The following is a 22,080-nucleotide window of genomic DNA, read 5'->3' as shown; positions in this document are numbered from 1 at the left end:
TTCCTTAATTAACCGCAAGAATATCCACTTCAAAAATCACTGTTTGCCCAGCCAAAGGATGATTAAAATCAACCGTGACTGAATCGCCGATAATTTCCCGAACAATCCCAGGAATTTCGCTACCATCAGGCTGAGTAAACGCAATAATACTGCCTTCTTCGGCAGGCGCTTCATCACCAAACTTGCTGCGTTCGAAGTACTTAATATTATCCGGGTTGCTAGGCCCAAACGCTTGTTCGGCATTAAGTTCAAACTGGCTTTTATCGCCGACTTTTAAACCCAATAAACATGCTTCAAAACCGTCGGTTAAGCTACCATCCCCCATGACCAACTGAGCGGGCTTGGGGTAATTGTAAGTACTTTCGGCAATAGAGCCATCGCTTAACTTCAACACAAAGTGAAGTTCTACTTTGCTTCCTTGCTGAATCATTTCGCATCCTTTGATTGCGGTGAGAAAATACTATCTAACACCAACAACACTGCACCAACACATATCGCTGAATCCGCTACGTTGAATGAAGGCCAATGATAGCTGCCTACATAAAAATCTAAAAAGTCGATCACGTAACCAAACACCACTCGATCAAATACATTACCCAGTGCGCCACCGAGTACTAAAGCGTAAGCAATCGCCTGCCATTTCTGCTTGGCTGGTGTTTGCTTCATCCACCACAATAACAAGCCGCTCACGAGCAAAGCAATCGCGGTGAAAAACCAGCGTTGCCAGCCCCCCGCATCACTTAAAAAGCTAAACGCTGCGCCATAATTACGCACCGAAACCAAGTTAAAGAACGGTGTTATTGCTACCGACTCATACAAATCAAAGGTTTTAGCAATGGCCAATTTAGTGATTTGGTCAACAGCAAAAACCAATACACTCAACCAAATCCATCGCAAACCGCTCGTGGTGTTTTTTTCTGCGGTGATATCACTATGCATAATGACGAGACTCACCTTCTCCTGCAACGTTAGTCACACAGCGACCACATAGGCTTGGGTGTTCGGTATTTTGGCCTACATCTTCTCGGTGGTGCCAACAACGATCACACTTCTCTGCTTCAGCGACTTCAACTAACACCTTCATATTGGCCAATTCGGTAGCAGCAGCTGACTCATCGGCAGTATCGATGGCTTTTAGCGTTACGCCAGAGGTAAGAAGAACAAATCGCAACTCATCACCTAATTGGCTCAACACTTGCTCTAATTCTTGATCAACATACAAAGTGACCTTTGCTTCTAAAGTGCCACCAATTTTCTTATCACGGCGAGCTTGCTCTAAGTTTTTATTCACTTCATCACGAACAGTGATTAACTTCGCCCAAAAAGCATCATTCATCGCACTGTCTTGAGCTAACGGGGTTAAACCTTCATACCATGTTTCGGTAAACACAAATTCACTACGCTCACCTGGCAGAGCTTGCCAAATCTCATCGGCGGTAAAGCTTAAAATAGGCGCAATCCAACGAGTTAATGCTTCGGCAATTTGATACAACGCGGTCTGACAAGAACGACGCGCTAAACCGTCAGATTTGGCGGTGTACTGGCGATCTTTAATAATATCTAAGTAAAAGCTCCCCAACTCAATTGAGCAGAAGTGCATTAGTTTCTGGTAAACCACATGGAACTGATATTGCTCATAAGCTTCAACAATTTCTTGTTGAACAGCAGCAGCCCGCCCCACTACCCAGCGATCTAGCTCAACCATATCTTCAGCGGCCACTAGGTGCTGCTTGGGGTCGAAACCCGCTAAGTTAGCGAGTAAGAAGCGCGAGGTGTTACGAATACGGCGGTAGGCATCGGCACTGCGCTTAAATACCTCATCAGATACACTCATTTCAGCGGTATAGTTAGTTGAAGCAATCCACAAGCGTAAAATATCAGAACCTAGTTTGTTCCAAATATCTTGTGGTGCAATACCATTGCCCAATGATTTAGAAAACTTATGCCCTTTAGCATCAACCGTGAAACCATGAGTTAATACCTGTTGGTATGGCGCTTTACCAGTCATAGCCGTGGCAATCATTAACGACGATTGGAACCAGCCGCGGTGTTGATCAGAGCCTTCTAAGTACATATCGGCCGCTTGACCATTAAACTCTTTACGCGCAGCGACCACACTTGAGTGAGTCGAACCCGAGTCAAACCAAACATCTAAAGTATCTTCTACCTTACGGTACTGTGCTGCTTCATCGCCTAATAGCTCTGCGGCGTCTAAGTCCCACCATGCTTGAATACCGGTTAGCTCAACACGCTTAGCAACATCTTCCATTAACTCTACCGCGCGAGGATGTAACTCGTTGGTCTCGCGATGCACAAACAACGCGATAGGCACGCCCCAAGTCCGCTGGCGAGAGATACACCAATCAGGACGGTTTTCTACCATACTTTCAATACGGCTTTGGCCCCAATCAGGGATCCATTGGGTTTTTTCAATTTCTTGCATAGCTTGCTTACGCAAACCATTTTGATCCATGCTAATAAACCACTGCGGCGTAGCACGGAAAATAATCGGTGTTTTATGACGCCAGCAATGCGGGTAACTGTGACGAATAGCATGATGGTGTAACAAGGCACCGGTATGTTTCAGCTGTTCAATTACCTTGTCGTTGGCTTTGAATACGTGCTGGCCAGCAAAGAACGGGGTATCGGCTAAGAACACACCGTTATCACCGACGGGGTTGGCAACTTCAAGCTGGTATTTTTGACCTACCGCGAAATCTTCTTGGCCATGGCCTGGTGCAGTATGCACACAACCAGTACCAGACTCAGTTGTTACATGGTCTCCGAGGATGACGGGAACCTCAAAATCATAGAACGGATGCTTCACTTTAATCAGTTCAAGCGCTTCGCCCTGACAGTAACCTAAAGCATGGAAATGGGTGGCGCCAAAACGCTCTACACATTGCTCCATTAAGTCACGAGCAAGAATTAAACGCTCTTTGCCATTCTCTGTTTCAATTTGAACCAATACATATTCTAGATGGGCGTTTACCGCTACCGCACGGTTAGCAGGTAAGGTCCAAGGGGTGGTAGTCCAAATAACCGCAGAGATAGGACCTTCACCACTAACACCTTCAGGGTGGTCGAATTTAGCTAATACTGCAGCTTCATCAACGGCTGTAAATCGCACATCGATAGCAGGCGAAGTTTTGTCTTCGTATTCAACTTCCGCTTCTGCTAAGGCACTGCCACAATCAGTACACCAATGCACAGGCTTAGAGCCTTGCAACAGGTGACCGTTATCAATGATCTTAGCCAAAGAACGAATGATGTTCGCCTCGGTATTAAAGTTCATGGTTAGGTAAGGGTTTTGCCAGTCACCTAAAATGCCCATACGGATAAAGTCGTTACGCTGACCATCAATTTGCTTAGTCGCGTAATCACGGCATTTTTGACGAAATTCAGCCGCCGTGACTTTCTTACCGGGCTTACCTACTTTCTTCTCAACTTGTAACTCGATAGGCAGACCATGACAATCCCAACCAGGAATGTACGGTGAGTCAAAATCAGACAAAGTCTTCGATTTAATAATGATATCTTTAAGCACTTTGTTCACGGCGTGACCAAGGTGAATATTGCCGTTGGCGTACGGAGGGCCATCATGCAAAATAAAGCTCTTTTTACCCTTTTTGGCCTGTCTAATTTTTCCGTACAGATCTTTTTCGTCCCAACGTTTTAGCATCGCAGGTTCGCGATTGGCTAAATTACCTCGCATTGGGAATTCGGTATCAGGTAGATTAAGAGTATCTTTATAGTCGCTCATCGAATTACTTTTCCAGTCGTTTACTCAGCAAGGCCATAGTAGGCTTTTGCTCGCTTAATATCGAGATTCACCTGAGCTTTAAGCGCATCCAGTGAATCAAACTTTTGTTCATCTCGTATTTTTAACTGCGGTTCAACCACTAAGCGTTGACCATACAGGTTGGCATCAAACTCAAATAAATGAGCTTCTACCAGTAAATCTTTTCCAGCGGCAGTAGGTCGCCAACCAATGTTGGCGATACCAGAGAATCGATGCTCTGGCTGACCTTGCACATAAGCTTTAATGGCAAACACCCCGTGAATAGGGCAAACATTGCGCGCCACTTTAAGGTTTGCGGTAGCAAAACCTAACTGACGGCCAAGTTTTTGCCCATGAATGACTTTGCCACTAAAAGCAAATTTGCGCCCTAATAATTGCGCCACCGTATTAAAATCCGCATCAGCCAAATACTGACGTAGTAAGGTGCTACTTACCCGCGATTGATTCATACAAAAAGAGTCTGTCGCGGTAAGCTCAAAACCATAGCGCTCTTTCACTGCTTGTAAGCTTGCAAAGTTACCCTCTCGGCCCTTACCAAAGTGAAAGTCATCACCCACTGCTAAGTATTTTATACCGAGTAACTCAACCAATAACTGACGTACAAAATAGTCAGCGCTTTGTTGCGCAAATTGATCGTTAAAACGTACCACTAATAAACGATCAACACCTAAACTCTTCAGCTGTTGGTATTTGTCACGAAATCGGCTAATTCTAGCGGGAGCTTGGTGTTTAACAAAAACCTCTAAAGGCTGTGGCTCAAAAATCATCACAACAGCAGGTAAGCCCCGCTGACGAGCCTGTTCAACTAAACTTTTAATAACTTGTTGATGGCCTAAATGCACTCCATCAAAGTTACCAATGCTCAAAGCGCAGCCATAATGACGCGCTTTAATATTGCGAATACCGCGAATTAACTCCATTCCGGCGCCTATTTCATCAAAAACCGACGGATTATAGCTTGTTTAGTCCGCAGTTACAGCCCCGAAACTGCTTTTCAAGTGCGCTAATCTAATCCCTAAACAAAATAGCAAAACCAGGTAGCTGACTACAGCAACTGCAATACAGATTAAAAGTTGCAACACACTGTCAAACCACGACAATGCAAACCATTGCTCAGCAATGGGTGAAAGCCAAACAATAAGCCCTCCCATGACCAAAGATGCAGCCACAATTTTGGCTATACATACCGTGGTTGGAGAACTGAGCTTATACACGCCCTGCTTATATAAGCCTCGATACAACAAACTAGCATTCAGTATGGCAGATAATGCCGTAGCAATAGCCAGCCCTACATAACCATAGGGAATGGCAAAAATAAGGTTAAATCCCATGTTGCTTGCCATGGCGACAATGCCAATTTTCACCGGCGTTTTAGTATCTTGACGTGAGTAATAGCCTGGCGCGAGCACCTTCACCAGCATAAAGAACAGCAAACCACCGCTATACGCTATTAGGCTATACGAAGCATTAAGCACGTCTTGCTGATCAAACGCACCGCGCATAAATAATACCTGTAAAATGGGCTGAGCCAGCAAAGCCATACCCACCGTGGCAGGAATGCCCAAAAAGCAAACCATACGCACTGCCCAATCCATGGTTTGTTGAAATTGCTTTGGATTCTTATCCACATGACGCTGAGAGAGGCTCGGCAATATGACTGTGGCAATGGCGATCCCAAATAGTCCCAGTGGAAACTCCAGTAAGCGATCAGAGTAATACAGCCAAGATATAGAGCCCGTCACTAAGAAGCTGGCGATTAAAGTATCCAGCAGCAAATTGATTTGACTGACCGACACGCCAAACAAAGCCGGAATCATCAAGGTACGAATTTTAGTTACGCCAGGATGCTTCCAGCCCCACTTAGGCTTACTCAGTAAGTTGAGCTTATATATAAATGGCAGCTGAAATAATAATTGAATCAAACCACCAACAAACACCCCCATTGCTAACCCAATTTCAGGTTGCTCGAGGTGGGGAGAGACGACTAAGGCAAAACCGATAATCGCCACATTGAGCAATACCGGAGTGAAAGCGGCGACCGCAAATCGACCAAAGGCATTGAGAATAGCCCCCGACAAACCAGTAAAGGTAACAAACCACAAATAAGGAAAGGTTATTTTTAAAAGAAAGGCTGACAATTCAAATTTTGCGCCATCTGGTCCATCTTGTAACCAAGAAATAAACCAACCGGTACCAAACAGTGCCGCTACTATCGGTGAGCCGACAATCCCCAGCAGAGTGACAACGGTGACAATCAAACCCAAGGTTCCGCTCACCTTGGCGACCAGTTGCCTAACGTCATCCTCGCTGCTGTTTTGCTTATACTCTGTCAGTACCGGGACAAAAGCTTGAGCAAATGCCCCTTCGGCAAATAGCCTACGTAGAAAATTAGGGATTTTGTTGGCAAAGAAAAATACATCGGCAGCAACACCGGCCCCCATTAGGTTCGCAATAACAACATCACGAACTAAACCTAACACCCTAGAGATCAAGGTCATACCGCTCACAATGGCGCCTGATTTTAACAAGGATTTACTCAATGCACTGTCCTGTAGCCAATTTATACAAATTCCTCTGCCCTAACATAGAAAATGCTGGTAGAATCGCGCCACAGTTTACCCGCCTATAGAGATCGATGCTACGACCGTAACGTTTAGTTAGGTTTTACTTGCTTGGATATTTATAGTTGGTTAAAAATTGTTTGACATAAACATGAAAAACGGGCATATTCCACGGCCTTAAAATTCATAATTCCAAGACAAAGTTCAGGAGTTAACCTTGGCTAATATTAAGTCAGCTAAAAAACGCGCTATCCAAGCTGAAAAGCGTCGTCAGCATAACGCTAGCCGCCGCTCTATGATGCGCACTAATTTGAAAAAAGTTATTGCAGCTATCGAAGCAGGCGATAAAGATGCAGCTCAAGCAGCATACACAGTTGCTCAACCTATCTTAGACCGTTACGCGTCTAAAGGTTTGATCAGCAAAAACAAAGCCGCTCGTCATAAGAGCCGCATTGTTGCTAAAATCAACGCACTTTAATTTAAAGCGCTTGAAAAAAAACCGGCTTATGCCGGTTTTTTTATATCTATTAAACAGACTTAGTCTGGGCAGTACATGCTATGAAGCTGTGCCAATATGGCGGTTGCTTCGTCGCTCGCTAACGAATAATAGACCGTTTGCGATTCTTTTCTGGTAGCCACCAAATTATCTTTACGTAACCAAGCTAGGTGCTGTGATAAGGCCGATTGGCTTAATTCAACGCGCTGGTTCAATTCGCCTACCGTTAATTCGCCTTCTAACAGATTACATAAAATCATCAAGCGACTTTCATTAGCCAGCGCTTTAAGTAGTTTTAATGCTGGTTCAGCATTTTTCTGCATGTCTTGTATATTCATCTTCATACTCAATGACATTGGTTGAGCAAACTATACGTGAAATGATTTACGCTCGCTAGATAAACCCCCATTTTCAGCCCTTCTTTAGCCGACAAAAAAGCCGCTATTTAGCGGCTTAAGGGCTTATCTACAAGTATTGCTATTGCGCAACAATCGTATATTGCATGGTGGTGTCATTCACCTCAACAAGGTAACTGCCTACCACTTCTGTGAAGATGTCTCCACCGGACGGATCTAACACTGCATCATTGTTGTTATCACCAAAGTTAGTTGACCAGTCACCATTTACATCAAACTTAAAACGTTGATCATTTTGGCCATCAAAACTCACCGTAGTTCGCCAAGTGTTATCAGCCACTAATGTCATTGCCGTGGTTTGCCAATTATTGGCAGTACCGCGGAAATATAACTGAGCTAAGTTAGCCGTATAATTAGCGTTAGGGTCAACCACTTCTACCACTACCGATGCTTGGCCGGTTTTACCTCCATCGTCAGTCACTGTTAGGCTCATGTCGTGTGAGCCTGGCGTGTTGTAAGTAACCGTAGTGGTTTCGCTTACAGAGCCATTACTCCATAGGTAACCGGTAATAGTACCGTCACTATCACTAGAGCCAGCAGCACTGTAAGTAATGCTTTGACCAATATCTACCTGAGTCGCAGAGGCGCCAATAATTGCGCTTGGAGCTTGGTTTGCGTTCAACTCTGTAAGGCTATACGCCAAAGTTTGATCGTTCACTTCAACCAAATAAGAACCTGATACCGTAGTGAAGATATCTCCACCCGTTTGCTCTAATACTCCATCAGCGTTGCTATCACCGTAGTTTTGGCTCCAGTCATTGCTCACATCAAACTTAAAGCGTTGATTAGCTTGACCATCAAATTCAACCACTAACTGCCAAGTATTATCGGCAACCAAGTTCATCGCAGCTGCAGCCCAACCGTTTGCAGTACCACGGAAGTTAAGTTGATTGAAGTTTTTAGCGTTCTCATCACTTTCCACCGTTAATACTGCTTCAGCAGTAGCGGTGGCGCCTTCATTGTCGGTAACCGTTACGCTCAAGGTTTTAGACACATCAACAACGACCTGGATACTGCTCGTCGTTTCACCGGTACTCCACAAGTAGCTGGCAATAGCTCCATCTTCATCACTTGAATCCGCAGCACTTAAGTTTACGGTAGTTCCCACTGCAACGGTTTGGCTCGCAGGTGAAATACTCGCTACAGGCGCTTTATTAGGTACAACCGTTAAGGTTACCGAAGTATTCGCTGTTTTTCCTTGGTTATCACTCACCGATAGGCTAATGGTTTGAGTCTCATTAACGGTCACTGAAATTGACTCGGTAGATTCTCCCGTACTCCAATTGTAACTAGCAATGGAACCATCACTATCAGTCGAACCCGCGCCACTTAGCGTTAGCACTGTGCCTTTAGCCACTGTTTGGCTAGCAGGGCTAATGCGTGCAACCGGAGCCACGTTTGAGTCTAAACCATCTGGAATACCCGCAGCAATAGCACCCGCAGCAACATTCCAGCTGCCTTCTTCAACCTGGTAGTTTTGACCACCGTTACTGTCCCACACCCCATTACAATTATTGGCAGCAAACTCTAGTTGGCTTCCATCTTCTAAATCAACCGTTAAGCTATACCAGTTGTCAGCCAAACTTTGCATTGGATCGCCTGGCGCAGTTGTCCAAGTGATTGCGCCGTCTATAGTGTAGTGCAAACATACTTGTCCCCAACCACTATTGTCTTGGTAATAAAGAGTCGTAGTTACCGACTGGCCAATGATACGGTAAGTGATACTGGTTGACGCTTTTTGCCCGACACTGTCGGTTACCGTAACTGATACGGTTTTACGTTCATCAAGAGTCAGAGTAATCGAAGGGGTCGTTTCGCCAGTGCTCCATAAATAGCTAGCAATGGGGCCTTCTTCATCGCTAGATCCTGCAGCGCTTAAGGTCACTACAGTGCCTAAGTCCACGTCACCACCAACCGCATCAATCACCGCCACAGGGCGTTTATCACCAATAACCACAGTATCGGTAAAGAATACCGCTTCGCCCGCAATCGCGCCGTTTACGTCTTCAACGGTTTTTCCGCCTACACTGCTAAACTGACCAGCCCCCACATACACTTGCTGAATGTCAGAACGGGTAACATTCCCCTTACTATCAGTGGCTTCAATGTAGTAATCCAATAACTGCTCTTGGTATTGATCAATGTAGGTGAAATACATGTTGCCGATTTTTTCAGCGGGCACCACTTCAAACATTTCTTTACCAGAGGGTTGCCAATCTACACCATTAATATCTCCGCTTAAGTCACGCTCGTTCATGCTGAAGCTTTGCCATTCACCCACTCTAGAGGGGTCAACATTTGGATCGGTACTATGCGCACTAGGGTCATATAACTTAAAGGTTTTATCGGTAGCCGTTGCCCATTTGTCTTTGTGCACTCGAACCTTGACTTGAATGTCCTGAATATTGCTCACATCATAGCCGTAGGTGTAAATAGCAAACTTGGTATCGGCATAAACCGTTGCCCACCCTTCCGCTTTACTTGAGTTGGCACTGCCGGGGTTATAAGGATAACGTTGCGGCCACCAAAGAGACGGGCCGGTTTTATCTTGGCTAATATTGGCGTTTACGTAAGGTGTAGTGAAATGCAAAGACTGGTTAAACGAAACCGTCGGTTTTACACCATCATCAACATTCTCGTCGTAGTAACCAAAGCCTGAATCAATAGAAGCAAGTAAGAAGTACCAGCCTAATTCAGCAGGGTTTGCCCCACCCGCGTAGTTGTTGTTGACGTCGCCTTTTACTGGAAAAGACATCATCCAGGGGTTTAATTGATTACCTGGGTAGGTCACTTCATTATCGCGAGCGGTACTTGGGCTCCAATAATTTGGATTATTGTCCAACCAAATTTGCTCTGCGGTTTTAGCATAGTTTTCTGCGGCTTGTAATAAAGCAAAGTTGCGCTCTAAATAATGGTAACCGAGTTCAAGCGACACCATATGCTCACGACTAGCGACAAAATCAGTGCCATTGGCTGTATTAAACTCGGCCATTTGGCCACGCCAAACCCCCATAGGAATATGCCAGTGATACCACGTTGGATCTGCCGACGAATCACGGGTATCAATCCAAGATCCGTCTTGCACATGCACCACATCATCCGCGGGGATAGGGTAAGCTTGTAGATACTCATCTACTCCCATGCCTCGCACTGCGCTGTCGGCATAAGTGACATTACCCGAATTTGCCCAAGTATTACCATCACCCGCACAGCCAGCAGAATTATCGCCATCGTGGGCGATAGTAAAGTATTGGGTTCTGCCAATAGATGCGGCATCCCCTTCAAACGCTTTTATCGCATCAGCCGTCACTTTACATTGATAGCCCTCTTCCCAAGAGCTAGCTTGCTCTACAGGAATACCGGCTACTTTATGCTGTTCACCAGTATTAGGATCGACGTATTGCACCCAATGTGGAATAGAAGCAAACGGAAACTTATTATGGGTAACTTGTTGTTCGTTAAACATGTGCAGATCTACCCATGAACCAATATCACTGACATTTTGTAAATCAGCACGGTTAGGTGGGGAGATTAGGGTATCTTTGCCGGGGTCATTTAAGTAAGGGTAGTCTCGCAGGGTTCTTGAATAGTGCACGTTGCCTAATACCGACCATTCAATACCTAGCTTGGTTAATACCGGAATAATCCGCTCAGAGAAACCCAACTCTGTCGGGAAAAAGCCCTTGGAAGATTTAAATGAATCTCCCAAAAAATAGTCTTGGGCAAGTGTTACGTTTTGGTAGATTAAATCTTTTAAGAAATATTCATTACCTACCAGCGGCCCCATCGTATGGTGCCCAGAAAAGTGAATCGTATCTAAAGCATTAAACCCACCACTGGTTTTAGTACTATTTTGGGTATCACGCCAATATGCCCCCCACCCAGAATTGTAGCCGTCTAAATTGCCAAGTTCGGCAAAACTTTGCACGTTATTGATCACCGATGCAGACATGGTAACGTGCGTTTGGCTTTGCGGATGATTACCATTGTTACCTTTGGCGGTATCCATGGGCCAGCTTAAATACGCCCCTTTCTTCGCATGATGCTGATAATACGAGACTAAATCATCATGTGGCATCGGAGCGCCACTACCTGGTATAAAAAATGTGTAATTAGCAGGAGGATTATTTTTTAGATTAATGACTTGCCCATCGTAGGTATAACGAACCGGCTCCCCGATAGATAAACCGTCATATTGGCTAATGTCGTAGTAAGGCCAAAAATTTGGCATGTGATTATGATATATATGGGTAGCGGCTATTTCTGCTTGCGCAGAGATCGACGCAGCCACCATACTGATGGCGAACACCTTTTTCATGATTTGCTTCCTTTCCCGTACTCGTAGCCCTTAGGCCACTCATACGCTTACTCGCTGATTAAAATACAGAAGCCAAACATGGGAAAGTTTAGTGTTAACCGAATTTTTATTACCCAACTACCGTTTGTTTCTGCGCGCAGATGCCTAGGCATCACTCGTTAAACCAGGTTGAGATGGACCTAGGCTTAACAAGGCTTCTGTAATACAGCTCAATGAATGGAAACTTAAATACAACCAAGACAAAGAGTTACCAGAAACATTTGATGTTGGTCTTTATGCCAACAATTATTATTGTAGGGAGTTCGCAGCGAAACGCGCTTAGGCAATTGCACGACGACTCAACATATTGTTTTGTGATTTTGCTAACGCGTAGACTAACGCTTGGGAGAGCAATAATTAAGCAAGATAAGTGTTAAACATGCTTAGCTTCAAATAAACAACCAAGGTCAAACCAATTTATTTGATATAAGCCTCACTAATAAGCGCAGACATATCTTCTTGTTATTGAGTTAAATTTGTTCATAAATATTATAAGAATATTTACCGCTGCGCGTTGCTTAGCGGCGACTAAAATTCAGAATTTCATCGACATTCTGTAACTGCTGTTTCCCAGAAAACAAAGTAGAAAAATCGCTATTACATAGCTGCTTAACCGAAGGGTGTTGAATCATGCGCTCAGCAAACAACAGGTGGTACTCTTCTGTTAGCTCATTAGTGATACCTAATAAGTGGGTATTAGGGTTAGCCAAAATTTCTTCTGTATAAATAGCGGGGGCAACAAAAATACCATCGGTATAAGCGCCAAAAGCTTTCATTAAGGCAGCATCATCAAACTCACCCAATACCGATACTTTTAACCCTAGCTCATCAAACCAAGCCCAAAGTTTTCTGCCCAAGGAACTACGTCGACCAGGCAACAGTAAACTACGTTGCTCTAAACATGCAGGAAAGGGTAACAAGGGTAAAGGTTCATTAGCAAAAAAGGCGATACCACTTTCACCCAGTTTTTTACTTAATACGCCATCTTGCTGAGCATGGTCTAAGCCACAATCAGAAAGGATCATGTCTAACTTGTGCTCTGCCAGTTGAGATAACAATAATTCGTGGGTTGATTCAACGCACCGCAATCGAATATTTCCATCAGCGGGCACTGCCGATAAAAGAATTCGACTTGCTAAACGTTTAGATAGTGCGTCAGCCACCCCAACTTCAAACAACAATTTTTCTTGTTGAGAGTAGTTAACAATATCCAGCATCTCGTAACTAAGGCTAAACATTTTATCCGCGTATTTGTAGACCAATTGGCCTAATTCTGTAGGCGTAATTTTAGGGCCACGGCGAATGAATAATTCTCCCGCTAAGCGTTGCTCTAACTGCTTGATCTGGCCAGTAACTGTTTGGGGGGTGAGAAATAAAGCTTCAGCTGCCGCGGTCACGGAGCCGCGCTTATAGGTCATCCAAAAATAATATAAGTGGTTATAGTTTAAATGTGACATGCCTTACCTAACAGCAAACCCCTTGACGGGGTTTGCATGATTAATAACGTTCGGCCTTCACGAATCTAAACGGAAGACGCACTGAGAGATTTGTTGTTTTCTCCCGACTGACTACTAGCCAACTTGGCGGCTTCTTCACGGGTTGACCAATGCAATAAACCATAGCCAAGCAACGCTGCAGTAACCGACCCAGCCAATATAGCTAAACGCGATAGCCCTATCAAATCAGTTTGGCCAGCAAAGGCAAGTGAAGAGATAAAAATAGACATCGTAAAGCCAATACCACACAACATAGAAGTGGCGAGTAATTGGGTATTATTCGCGCCCTCTGGCAGCTTAGCCCAACCCGCGCGAATCGCTAAGCGACTGCAAGTGTAAATACCTAGAGGTTTACCAACCAGCAGGCCAAGGATAACACCTAAAGCAAGCGGGCTTTGAAAGCTTTCTAAGCTAATACCTGCCAGCGGCACTCCCGCATTGGCAAACGCGAAAATAGGCACAATGAAGAAGCTCGAGGCGGGGTGTAAAGCATGCTCTAACTTCTTCAAGGGAGAGCCACCGGTGCTTGCCTTAATTGGAATCATAAAGCCTACAATCACACCGGCTAAGGTAGCGTGTACCCCAGATTTAAGTACCGCAACCCACAGCACTAGGCCAAGCAACATATAGGCGCTTAAGCCTGCGTGGCCACGCCTATTTAGCATCCACAAACCTAGCGTTGCCGCAACAGCCCACACCAACGGCATAATCGCGACTTCGCTGGTGTAGAATAAGGCGATAACCACGATAACTCCCAAGTCATCAGCAATAGCCAATGCCAATAAGAATACTTTCAAGCTGGCAGGCACACGCTTACCTAATAAAGCCATGACTCCCAGTGCAAAAGCAATATCTGTAGCAGCAGGAATTGCCCAGCCTTTGGCGAGTTCCGCATCCCCAATATTAAACAGAAGGTATACAGCAGCAGGGACAACCATGCCACCAACAGCAGCAACTACCGGTAACAAAGCCCTCTCTTTCGAAGAGAGTGCCCCCTCAACCATTTCGCGCTTAACTTCCAAGCCAATGACCAAGAAGAAAATGGCCATTAAGCCGTCGTTAATCCATAACAACAATGGCTTATTAATATCGAGTTCAGCAATACGCACCTGAAAAGGCGTATCTAGAAAAGCAAAATAGGCTGGAGATAACCAAGCGCTGTTGGCCATAAACAAAGCCACCACAGCAGCAAGCATTAATAATATGCCGCCGGCAGCTTCCATTCGAAGAAAACGATCAATAAATGATTTCATAACAGCTCACTGAGTAAAATGAACTAAGTATTTTACTCAGTGATGTAATGAAAGATATTCACTTGTAGCTACGCTTACCATCGGAATTTCCGATGATAAGGTAGAAAAACAACAGTTTAACCATTGGTTAACAGAAAAACTGAGAAGTAGACATCGCTGAGTTAACAAATAACTCAGCTGCGATTTAAAAGGGGCTACACCGAGAAGGGGTAAGCGATAGGGTCGTGAAATTGATAATCCGTCACTTCAAAATCATCTAATGTGACCCATGTCTCCAAGTCCTTCAGCGACTTTATATCGGGGTTTATATGCAATTTGGGGGCAGCAAAAGGTTCACGTTTTAACTGAACATCCTTCATTAGCTGAAGCTGATCTTCGTAGATATGTGCATTCACAATTTTATGGTAAGCCTTACCAGGTTTATGCCCGGTAATCTGAGCCATCAAAGCCAAAAATGTAAACACTTGGATCTGATTAAAGTTTTGGCCAAGCGGCACGTCACACGAGCGCTGAGACGAAGTAAGGTACAAAGTATCACCCAACAACGAAAAAGTATGGGTATGCATACAAGGGCGTAAGCAGCCTAAATGAAATTCACCGGGATTATAGAATGACAAAATCTCACCACGGTCATCAATGCCATTTGATAAGTCATCCACAATCTTTTTAAGTTGGTCTACAGTACCACCTTCTGGCTTGCGCCACCCCCGCCCTTGAACACCATAAACACGCCCCATATCGTTATCGCCTTTACGCGCGGGGTTGTTTAACCATGCTTCATTTTCATTAGCATTAGCTAACCATGTTGGTGTTCCTAAGGCTTTAAAATCAGCCGCGTTATCCAAGCCTCGAATATAGCCCAGTAACTCTGCGATAGCCGCTTTCCAATAACTCTTCCGCGTGGTGACCAACGGAAACTCATTATTCGCCACATCGTATTCTAAATCAGCATTAATAACGGTTAAGCAACGTTTGCCGGTACGTTCATTTTCGATCCAGGTACCTTGGTCCACGATTCGCTGACAAAGATCTAAATACTGTTTCATGCTTTACTCTCTGTGGTGTTGCGACGGTAAGCCCATGCGATAAACAAGGCTCCGAATATGATCATCGGCAATGACAAAATCTGCCCCATGCTCATGCCTAAACTCAACAAACCTAAATGGCTGTCTGGCTCACGGAAGAATTCGATAATAAATCGGAAGCTACCATAACCTAACAAAAACGCGCCTGAAATAGCCCCCATCGGCGGTTTACGTTTTGCGTAAGCCAGCAAAATAATCAGTAGTACAACCCCTTCCAAAACCACTTCGTACAGTTGCGAAGGGTGTCTAACTACCGCACCGCCTGTAGGGAAAATCATCCCCCAAGGCATATCGGTGGCCCGCCCCCATAACTCGCCATTCATAAAGTTGCCCAAGCGACCAGTGGCTAAGCCAAAGGGGATCAGGGGAGCAATGAAATCCGCCACCGTAAAGAAGTGCCGTTTAGTATGGCGAGCAAACCACAGCATCGCGGTAATCACACCTAACAAGCCGCCATGGAAAGACATTCCGCCAGTCCAAATCTTAAATAAATATAAAGGATTATCTAAAAATTGAGGGAATTGGTAAAACATCACATAACCGACTCTGCCGCCGATAATCACTCCCACAAAACCATAGAACAATAAGTCACTGACTTCAGCACGCGTCCAACCGCTGCCGGGTTTATCGGCCATACGATTACCCAGCCACATCGCAAATAGAAAGCCGAATAAGTACATTAAACCGTACCAGCGTATGTCTAATGGACCGATGCTAATAGCGATCGGGTCAATCTCAGGGAATTGCAAAGGTGTAGACACGATAAATTGCTCTATTTAAGAATTAAAAAGAATGGGCATTTTGCAGCGAATTACGCCATGAAACAAGCTTTCACGCATGCTAAGAAGGTTAATGTTTACTAACACGTACTAACTGTGACATTTGTTGTTGTTCTAAATACTCATATAACAAAGTATAAATAGCCGAACCGCTTTGACATTGAAGGATTTTTTCCTTCATATCAAACAAATCGCTATGTTCTATATGACGAATAATGTATTTGATTTTTGCTAAATTGAAGCTACTCATACTCAAGCGACGATACCCCAACGCAATGACCAATAGAACCCCAACCGGATCGCCAGCCAACTCTCCACAAAAGCTAACCGGTGTATTATATACATTAGCTTGCTCAATGATTTGGTTAAGCGCCCTAACCACGGCCGGGTGAAAAGTATCAAATAGCTCAGCGACCCGAGTATTATTACGATCTACAGCCAATAAATATTGAGTTAAGTCGTTACTACCTACCGACCAAAAATCGACCCGTTGGGCTAACTCTGGTAACAAAAATAATACTGAAGGCACTTCCAGCATTACCCCGTGTTTAGGTCTAATCGGGGGCTCTTTCAGCTGCAATTCTTCAACAACTTCTGCCCAAGCTTGCTCCAATAAACGAGACGCTTCGTCAACTTCATTTAGGCAACTAATCATCGGTAACATGATCGACAAATTACCGCACTCAATGGATGAGCGATACATTGCTCGGGCTTGCACTAAAAATATTTCTGGATGATCAAGTGTCAGTCTAATCCCACGCCAGCCTAAAAAAGGATTCTCTTCAACAATAGGAAAATAAGGTAATTGCTTGTCGCCCCCAACATCCAGGGTTCGCATACAAACATCTTTCCCTTGGTAACGGCTCAATATATCGCGATAGCGAACAAATTGTTCTTCTTCAGAAGGGAAACGATCTTGCATTAAAAAAGGCACTTCTGTGCGATACAACCCCACGCCATCAGCCCCGGCATTTATTGCAATATCGCTATCTGCACTTAGCCCTGCATTAATTAACAACTCAAGCCGTAAACCATCTTTCGTTATTGCAGGCTTATCTAAATCCAGCTGCACTAAACTATTAATTTCGCTTTCTTGCACTAATAGAGCAGTGTATTCATCTTTAATGATTTGTTCAGGTTCAACAAACAACTCACCTGAATACCCATCCAACACTAATTCACAACCGCGCAGCTTATTAACATTAAAGCTTAACCCCATTAATGCAGGGATCCCCATGGCTCGGGCCAAAATAGCCGCATGAGAATTAGCGGCCCCCCGTTGAGACACAACACCGGCTAAAAGTTGCCGAGGTATCTGTGCAAACATGGTGGCAGTGACTTCTTCGGCCACAACAATAACCGGCTCGGTGGGTAATAACTCGACATCTGGGCCAAGTTCTAAAGCGTGTAATAAGCGTAAACCAACATCTTTAACATCTACCGCACGCTCTTTTAAATAAGGGTCATTCATTTCTTGAAACTGCTTAACATAGTGTTCAATCACTAAGCGTAAAGCCCCTTCCGCCTGATAACCTTCTTCAATTTTGTTGCGAATATCGCCGGCCAAACTCGCATCAGCGAGCATATGCTGATAAACATCAAAAATAGACGCTACGTCTTTAGGTAATTGTTCGGACAATTTAATGGCAAGACTATGAAACTCTTCACGGGTGACAATAAGCGCTGAATTGAAGCGCTCTATTTGATGGGGAATATCATCACACACGTCTACTTGTTGTTGCTCTAAAGCAGCAGTAGAGCGATTTATCCACGCTTTAGCAATCGCAATTCCACTAGAGCTAGATCCCGCCTTAATGGCGTGAGTCCACTTGTGTTTAGTTGGTTCACTAAGGACTGCTTGAATATCAGTATTGGCTAACACCCCCGCCAGATGGGCGGCTAAAGTCACTAAAAATGATTCTTCACTTTGGTCAAAACTTCGAGTTTCAGACTGTTGCACCACCAATACGCCCAGTACTTTGCGCTGGTGGGTGATCGGAGTACCAAGAAATGAGAAAAAACCGTCTTCAGCGGTTTCCGGAAGATATTTGAAATGCGGGTTTAATCGAGCATCAGCTAAGTTTATCGGCTCTTCGCGAACAGCGACCTGGCCAACAACGCCTTCTCCGAGCGGCACAAACGCTTTCCCAACAGCTTCCAATGCTAAGCCGTCGGTAGCCCGTAACACCAAGTTTTGTTGCTGCTCATCTGTAACATAAACTGAGCAGCAATCAGTTTGCATAGTAAAACGTATTTCCTCTACAAGGATCGCCAGAGCACCGTCGAGAGTATCGGCATTGCTTACCTGTTCAACAATGGCTCGTAACTCTCCTAGCACTCGTTAAGCTCCTTTGCGTTTCTTAAAACGTCGTCTTTTGTCCTTTGGTGGCGTTCTTTCAGGTCGTGTATAAGGCATAGCGATATTCACAAATTCTTTTAACGCTCTGCGATACACTTCGCGTTTAAACGACACCACCTGCCGAACCGGATACCAAAAACTTACCCAGCGCCAATCATCAAATTCTGGATGACCACAACAATCAAATTTAATACTCGATTCTTTACCCACTAAACGCAGTAAAAACCATTTTTGTTTTTGTCCGATACAAACCGGCGGACTATCCCAACGAATTAGGCGTTTCGGTAATTTATAACGTAGCCAATGTCTGGTTGTTGCTAGAATTTTTACATCTTGCGGCAACAAGCCGACCTCTTCATGTAACTCACGATACATCGCTTGTTCAGCAGATTCACCCTCATCTACACCACCTTGAGGAAACTGCCATGAATGTTGACCATATCGACGTGCCCACAATACCTGACCACGCTGATTACAAATAACGATGCCAACGTTGGGACGATAACCATCCCCATCAATCACTGAAACAACCTTCAGCTAAAAAACTATAGATAAACTGATTCTTTCACAGATCGTCTAGCGCGGCAAATACAGCAATCACAAAGGCGTTAAATTGTAATAACAAAGGTTTAGTGAAGTTATTCGATTTATCTGTGAGAAAGGCTGTGGATAACTTGGGGTAAAAGCCAGTAACGACTACAAACAAGTAACTAAGCCTCTAAAACCAACAAAGGAAAATACAATAAAAACTATTAAATACAAAAGGTTAAATACAACCACCAACTGTTAGCATTAAATAATACAGGCTTAGACTTGTACATAAGTTTAAACGCTTAAAAAACAAACAATCTAGAACTAACAGCATTTAGTCTTAAAATTCTGTTTCAATTATCGTCATTCTTAGTTAAATCAGCCTTAGCTGTTAATAAAAACCAAGTTAATAACAATTAGCCATAGTTATCCAAAGATTATGTGCATAAACCTGTGCGTAACTCATAGATAGCCATGAATAACTGTCATCATTCAAGTCAACGCCACGAACAAAAAGCACTAAAGCTATTTAATTCAACAACTTAACAAAGAAAAACAGGCTTTATTCTTGGTACTGCAATTACTGACTAGCTTCTATACAATAGTATTTTTAGCAAGCTTGAATTAAGCATGACAAATAAACCTAATAGTGAAGCCGAACTCTATCAACGCGCGCAATCTTTAGCTGGATTAACTCTAGGAGAACTAGCGCAACAACAAGGCTTTAAGGTGCCCGCTGATTTTAAGCGCGAAAAAGGCTGGGGAGGTCAACTGATTGAATGGTGCTTAGGCGCAAGCGCTGGCAGTAAACCTATTCAAGATTTTCCTGAACTAGGCATAGAGCTGAAAACAATCCCTATTGACTCAAAGGGCAAGCCACTAGAAAGCACCTATGTATGTATTACCCCCCTCACCAATGTTGCAGGGTTAACTTGGCACAACAGCAATGTATACAATAAGCTTTCGCGGGTATTGTGGATCCCAATATTAGCGGAGCGAGAGATCCCTATCGATCAACGCATTGTGGCAAATCCGATCCTATGGAGCCCAAATGTCGAGCAAGAGCAACTGCTCCGATCAGATTGGGAAGAATTGATGGAAATGATCACTTTTGGCCAAATAGATCAAATAACAGCCCGCCACGGACAAGTACTGCAATTACGTCCTAAGGCCGCTAATAACAAGGCTCGCACTGCTGCAATAGGCCCCAATGGAGGGCTAATTGAAACACTACCAAGGGGTTATTATCTAAAAACCATTTTCACTGGGCAGATACTTAAGCAGCACTTTCAACTGTAAAAATATTAATCAACAGTTGACCTAGCTCTCACTTTTTTGAAAGAATCAACTTGGTCACATTGTATACGGATTTACAATATCTCTGGGAGGAGACACCATGCCGTTAAAAAAACAGTATCTTAAATCGAAGCCTGAAGTAAAAGTTACCTTTGAAATTGAAAAAGTAGCCAGCCAAGACGCTCAGCAAATTTTCTTGCTGGCAGAGTTTAATCAATGGGAGCCTATCGAACTAACCAAACTAAAAAACGGTAAGTTCAAGGTGGTAGTAAACGTGCCAACCGACCAGCAGACCAGTTACCAGTTCAAATACAAGTTATGCCTAAGTGATGGTACAGAAGCTTACGATAATGACTGGGTGGCCGACAGTTACGAAGCCAATGGTGTTGATGGCGAAAACTCAGTATTACAAGTTGTCGCCTAAACCTTTTAACGAACATAAAAAAAGCCCGCATTAGCGGGCTTTTTATTCTCGAAGAAGTAGACTTATTTAGTCGCCAACTTTTCTTTAATACGTGCTTTCTTACCAGAAAGTTCACGCAAGTAGTAAAGCTTAGCACGTCGAACGTCACCACGACGCTTAACAGTAATGCTGTCAACTATCGGGCTGTGAGTTTGGAATGCACGCTCAACGCCTTCACCGTTTGAGATTTTACGTACAGTAAATGCAGAGTGTAAACCGCGGTTACGCTTAGCAATTACTACACCTTCAAACGCTTGTAAACGCTCACGGTTACCTTCTTTTACTTTAACTTGAACGACTACTGTGTCACCAGGGGCGAACGCAGGTACGTCTTGCTTCAATTGCTCTTCTTCGAGCTGTTTAATGATATTGCTCATTACTATTTCCTAGAATTAACTGAATCTTTATTTATTATCCAAGGGCGTTTGCTCTTGGATGAACTCAGCAAGAATCTTTTCTTGCTTGTCAGTCAGAGCTAGATTCTCCAATAACTCCGGTCGCCTCAAGTAGGTTCGCCCAAGTGCCTGTTTATAGCGCCATTCATCGATTTTTTTATGGTTACCACTTAGCAATACCTGGGGCACTGCTTGCCCATCCAAAACCTCTGGACGAGTATAGTGTGGACAATCCAATAATCCATCAGAGAATGAATCCTGCTCAGCTGAAGCTTTATCCCCCAGAACTCCCGGAATTAACCGTGAGACGGCGTCTATCATATTCATTGCTGGCAGCTCACCACCACTTAACACATAATCCCCAATCGACCATTCTTCATCAACTTCAGCTTGAATCAAGCGTTCATCAATGCCTTCATAGCGACCAGCAACTATAATCAGCTTTTGCTGTTGAGCTAACTCCATTACTCCATCTTGCTTCAAGGTACGCCCTTGCGGTGACATGTAAATCACCTTAACCCCATCACCAGCAGCCTGTTTGGCAGCATGAATAGCATCCCGTAAGGGCTGCACCATCATTAACATACCAGGGCCACCGCCGTAAGGCCGGTCGTCCACCGTACGGTGACGATCATGAGTGAAATCACGAGGATTCCAACACTCAATCTTTATTAAGCCGCGTTTTACCGCACGCCCAGTTACACCATACTCGCTTATAGCATTAAACATTTCAGGAAATAGACTGACTATTCCCACCCACAATTGTGGTCTCTGTTCAGCCATAAAGGAAC

At 44.2% G+C, this 22,080-nt stretch carries 18 protein-coding genes; 3 read left to right on the top strand and 15 right to left on the bottom strand.

Features of this window, described 5'->3' with window-relative positions:
- Nucleotides 1–4 precede the first annotated feature (4 nt).
- Genes fkpB through murJ form a run of 5 tightly spaced genes read right to left on the bottom strand, consistent with a single transcriptional unit; the run spans nucleotide 5 to nucleotide 6,342 of the window.
- The gene (gene fkpB / locus ACVFI8_RS15295; RefSeq protein WP_248712711.1) at nucleotides 5–430 is read right to left on the bottom strand and encodes an FKBP-type peptidyl-prolyl cis-trans isomerase; all 426 of its coding nucleotides are present in this window, start codon (nucleotides 428–430) and stop codon (nucleotides 5–7) included.
- Nucleotides 427–939, bottom strand: coding sequence for a signal peptidase II (gene lspA, locus ACVFI8_RS15290; protein WP_248715652.1), 513 nt, complete (start codon nucleotides 937–939; stop codon nucleotides 427–429). The genes fkpB and lspA overlap by 4 nt, the downstream gene beginning before the upstream one ends.
- Nucleotides 932–3,763: an isoleucine--tRNA ligase gene (gene ileS, locus ACVFI8_RS15285; protein ID WP_248712712.1), complete on the bottom strand. Its 2,832-nt coding sequence runs from the start codon at nucleotides 3,761–3,763 to the stop codon at nucleotides 932–934. Before ileS ends, lspA begins: the two co-directional genes overlap by 8 nt.
- 20 nt (nucleotides 3,764–3,783) lie before the next feature.
- Nucleotides 3,784–4,722, bottom strand: coding sequence for a bifunctional riboflavin kinase/FAD synthetase (ribF, locus tag ACVFI8_RS15280; protein ID WP_457871807.1), 939 nt, complete (start codon nucleotides 4,720–4,722; stop codon nucleotides 3,784–3,786).
- A gap of 42 nt (nucleotides 4,723–4,764) precedes the next feature.
- Complete coding sequence (gene murJ / locus ACVFI8_RS15275; protein WP_457871806.1) at nucleotides 4,765–6,342, bottom strand: murein biosynthesis integral membrane protein MurJ; 1,578 nt, start codon at nucleotides 6,340–6,342, stop codon at nucleotides 4,765–4,767.
- 238 nt (nucleotides 6,343–6,580) lie between these two features.
- On the opposite strand from murJ, the gene rpsT reads away from it, so the two are divergent.
- A complete protein-coding gene (rpsT, locus tag ACVFI8_RS15270) occupies nucleotides 6,581–6,841 on the top strand; it encodes a 30S ribosomal protein S20 (protein ID WP_248712715.1) in 261 nt (86 codons plus the stop codon).
- Nucleotides 6,842–6,900: 59 nt separating this feature from the next.
- On the opposite strand, the gene ACVFI8_RS15265 is transcribed toward rpsT, so the two are convergent.
- The 8 genes from ACVFI8_RS15265 to rppH all read right to left on the bottom strand — a co-directional run bounded on the left by ACVFI8_RS15265 (nucleotide 6,901) and on the right by rppH (nucleotide 19,126).
- Nucleotides 6,901–7,197 carry an ArsR/SmtB family transcription factor gene (locus tag ACVFI8_RS15265; protein ID WP_248712716.1) on the bottom strand — a complete coding sequence of 99 codons (297 nt, stop codon included), beginning with the start codon at nucleotides 7,195–7,197 and terminating at the stop codon, nucleotides 6,901–6,903.
- A 139-nt stretch (nucleotides 7,198–7,336) separates the two neighbouring features.
- Nucleotides 7,337–11,593, bottom strand: coding sequence for a PKD domain-containing protein (locus tag ACVFI8_RS15260; RefSeq protein WP_457871805.1), 4,257 nt, complete (start codon nucleotides 11,591–11,593; stop codon nucleotides 7,337–7,339).
- Nucleotides 11,594–12,150: 557 nt separating this feature from the next.
- Nucleotides 12,151–13,089, bottom strand: coding sequence for a transcriptional activator NhaR (nhaR, locus tag ACVFI8_RS15255; RefSeq protein WP_248712718.1), 939 nt, complete (start codon nucleotides 13,087–13,089; stop codon nucleotides 12,151–12,153).
- Between the two features lie 65 nt (nucleotides 13,090–13,154).
- Nucleotides 13,155–14,381, bottom strand: a complete 1,227-nt coding sequence (gene nhaA / locus ACVFI8_RS15250) for a Na+/H+ antiporter NhaA (protein ID WP_248712719.1) — start codon at nucleotides 14,379–14,381, stop codon at nucleotides 13,155–13,157.
- Nucleotides 14,382–14,575: 194 nt separating this feature from the next.
- Entirely contained in the window at nucleotides 14,576–15,427 is an 852-nt protein-coding gene (locus tag ACVFI8_RS15245; RefSeq protein WP_248712720.1) for a thymidylate synthase, read from the bottom strand.
- Nucleotides 15,424–16,230, bottom strand: coding sequence for a prolipoprotein diacylglyceryl transferase (gene lgt / locus ACVFI8_RS15240; protein ID WP_371923138.1), 807 nt, complete (start codon nucleotides 16,228–16,230; stop codon nucleotides 15,424–15,426). Before lgt ends, ACVFI8_RS15245 begins: the two co-directional genes overlap by 4 nt.
- 85 nt (nucleotides 16,231–16,315) lie before the next feature.
- Nucleotides 16,316–18,583 (bottom strand): phosphoenolpyruvate--protein phosphotransferase, encoded by a 2,268-nt coding sequence (gene ptsP, locus ACVFI8_RS15235; protein WP_457871804.1) that lies wholly within the window; start codon nucleotides 18,581–18,583, stop codon nucleotides 16,316–16,318.
- Nucleotides 18,584–18,586: 3 nt separating this feature from the next.
- Nucleotides 18,587–19,126, bottom strand: coding sequence for an RNA pyrophosphohydrolase (rppH, locus tag ACVFI8_RS15230; RefSeq protein ID WP_248712723.1), 540 nt, complete (start codon nucleotides 19,124–19,126; stop codon nucleotides 18,587–18,589).
- A gap of 639 nt (nucleotides 19,127–19,765) precedes the next feature.
- Here rppH and mutH point away from each other — a divergent pair.
- Nucleotides 19,766–20,434 carry a DNA mismatch repair endonuclease MutH gene (gene mutH, locus ACVFI8_RS15225; protein WP_248712724.1) on the top strand — a complete coding sequence of 223 codons (669 nt, stop codon included), beginning with the start codon at nucleotides 19,766–19,768 and terminating at the stop codon, nucleotides 20,432–20,434.
- A 97-nt stretch (nucleotides 20,435–20,531) separates the two neighbouring features.
- Nucleotides 20,532–20,855, top strand: a complete 324-nt coding sequence (locus ACVFI8_RS15220) for an isoamylase early set domain-containing protein (protein ID WP_248712725.1) — start codon at nucleotides 20,532–20,534, stop codon at nucleotides 20,853–20,855.
- Nucleotides 20,856–20,917: 62 nt separating this feature from the next.
- Here ACVFI8_RS15220 and rplS read toward each other — a convergent pair whose 3' ends face one another.
- Together rplS and trmD are read right to left on the bottom strand one after the other, a co-directional pair.
- Nucleotides 20,918–21,271 carry a 50S ribosomal protein L19 gene (rplS, locus tag ACVFI8_RS15215; protein ID WP_248712726.1) on the bottom strand — a complete coding sequence of 118 codons (354 nt, stop codon included), beginning with the start codon at nucleotides 21,269–21,271 and terminating at the stop codon, nucleotides 20,918–20,920.
- Between the two features lie 27 nt (nucleotides 21,272–21,298).
- Entirely contained in the window at nucleotides 21,299–22,072 is a 774-nt protein-coding gene (gene trmD / locus ACVFI8_RS15210) for a tRNA (guanosine(37)-N1)-methyltransferase TrmD (protein WP_457871803.1), read from the bottom strand.
- Nucleotides 22,073–22,080: the final 8 nt, after the last annotated feature.

The organism is Agarivorans sp. MS3-6 (genome assembly GCF_054112545.1).
The sequence above is the reverse complement of the archived record's forward strand: the minus strand, read 5'-3'. Positions and strand labels throughout refer to the sequence as shown.

Coding starts and splice junctions, on each gene's coding strand:
- ACVFI8_RS15260 (WP_457871805.1), bottom strand. CDS start 11,593: ATGAAAAAGGTGTTCGCCATCAGTATGGTGGCTGCGTCGATCTCTGCG.
- ribF (WP_457871807.1), bottom strand. CDS start 4,722: ATGGAGTTAATTCGCGGTATTCGCAATATTAAAGCGCGTCATTATGGC.
- lspA (WP_248715652.1), bottom strand. CDS start 939: ATGCATAGTGATATCACCGCAGAAAAAAACACCACGAGCGGTTTGCGA.
- mutH (WP_248712724.1), top strand. CDS start 19,766: ATGACAAATAAACCTAATAGTGAAGCCGAACTCTATCAACGCGCGCAA.
- ileS (WP_248712712.1), bottom strand. CDS start 3,763: ATGAGCGACTATAAAGATACTCTTAATCTACCTGATACCGAATTCCCA.
- fkpB (WP_248712711.1), bottom strand. CDS start 430: ATGATTCAGCAAGGAAGCAAAGTAGAACTTCACTTTGTGTTGAAGTTA.
- trmD (WP_457871803.1), bottom strand. CDS start 22,072: ATGGCTGAACAGAGACCACAATTGTGGGTGGGAATAGTCAGTCTATTT.
- nhaR (WP_248712718.1), bottom strand. CDS start 13,089: ATGTCACATTTAAACTATAACCACTTATATTATTTTTGGATGACCTAT.
- ACVFI8_RS15220 (WP_248712725.1), top strand. CDS start 20,532: ATGCCGTTAAAAAAACAGTATCTTAAATCGAAGCCTGAAGTAAAAGTT.
- ACVFI8_RS15245 (WP_248712720.1), bottom strand. CDS start 15,427: ATGAAACAGTATTTAGATCTTTGTCAGCGAATCGTGGACCAAGGTACC.
- rplS (WP_248712726.1), bottom strand. CDS start 21,271: ATGAGCAATATCATTAAACAGCTCGAAGAAGAGCAATTGAAGCAAGAC.
- nhaA (WP_248712719.1), bottom strand. CDS start 14,381: ATGAAATCATTTATTGATCGTTTTCTTCGAATGGAAGCTGCCGGCGGC.
- ACVFI8_RS15265 (WP_248712716.1), bottom strand. CDS start 7,197: ATGAATATACAAGACATGCAGAAAAATGCTGAACCAGCATTAAAACTA.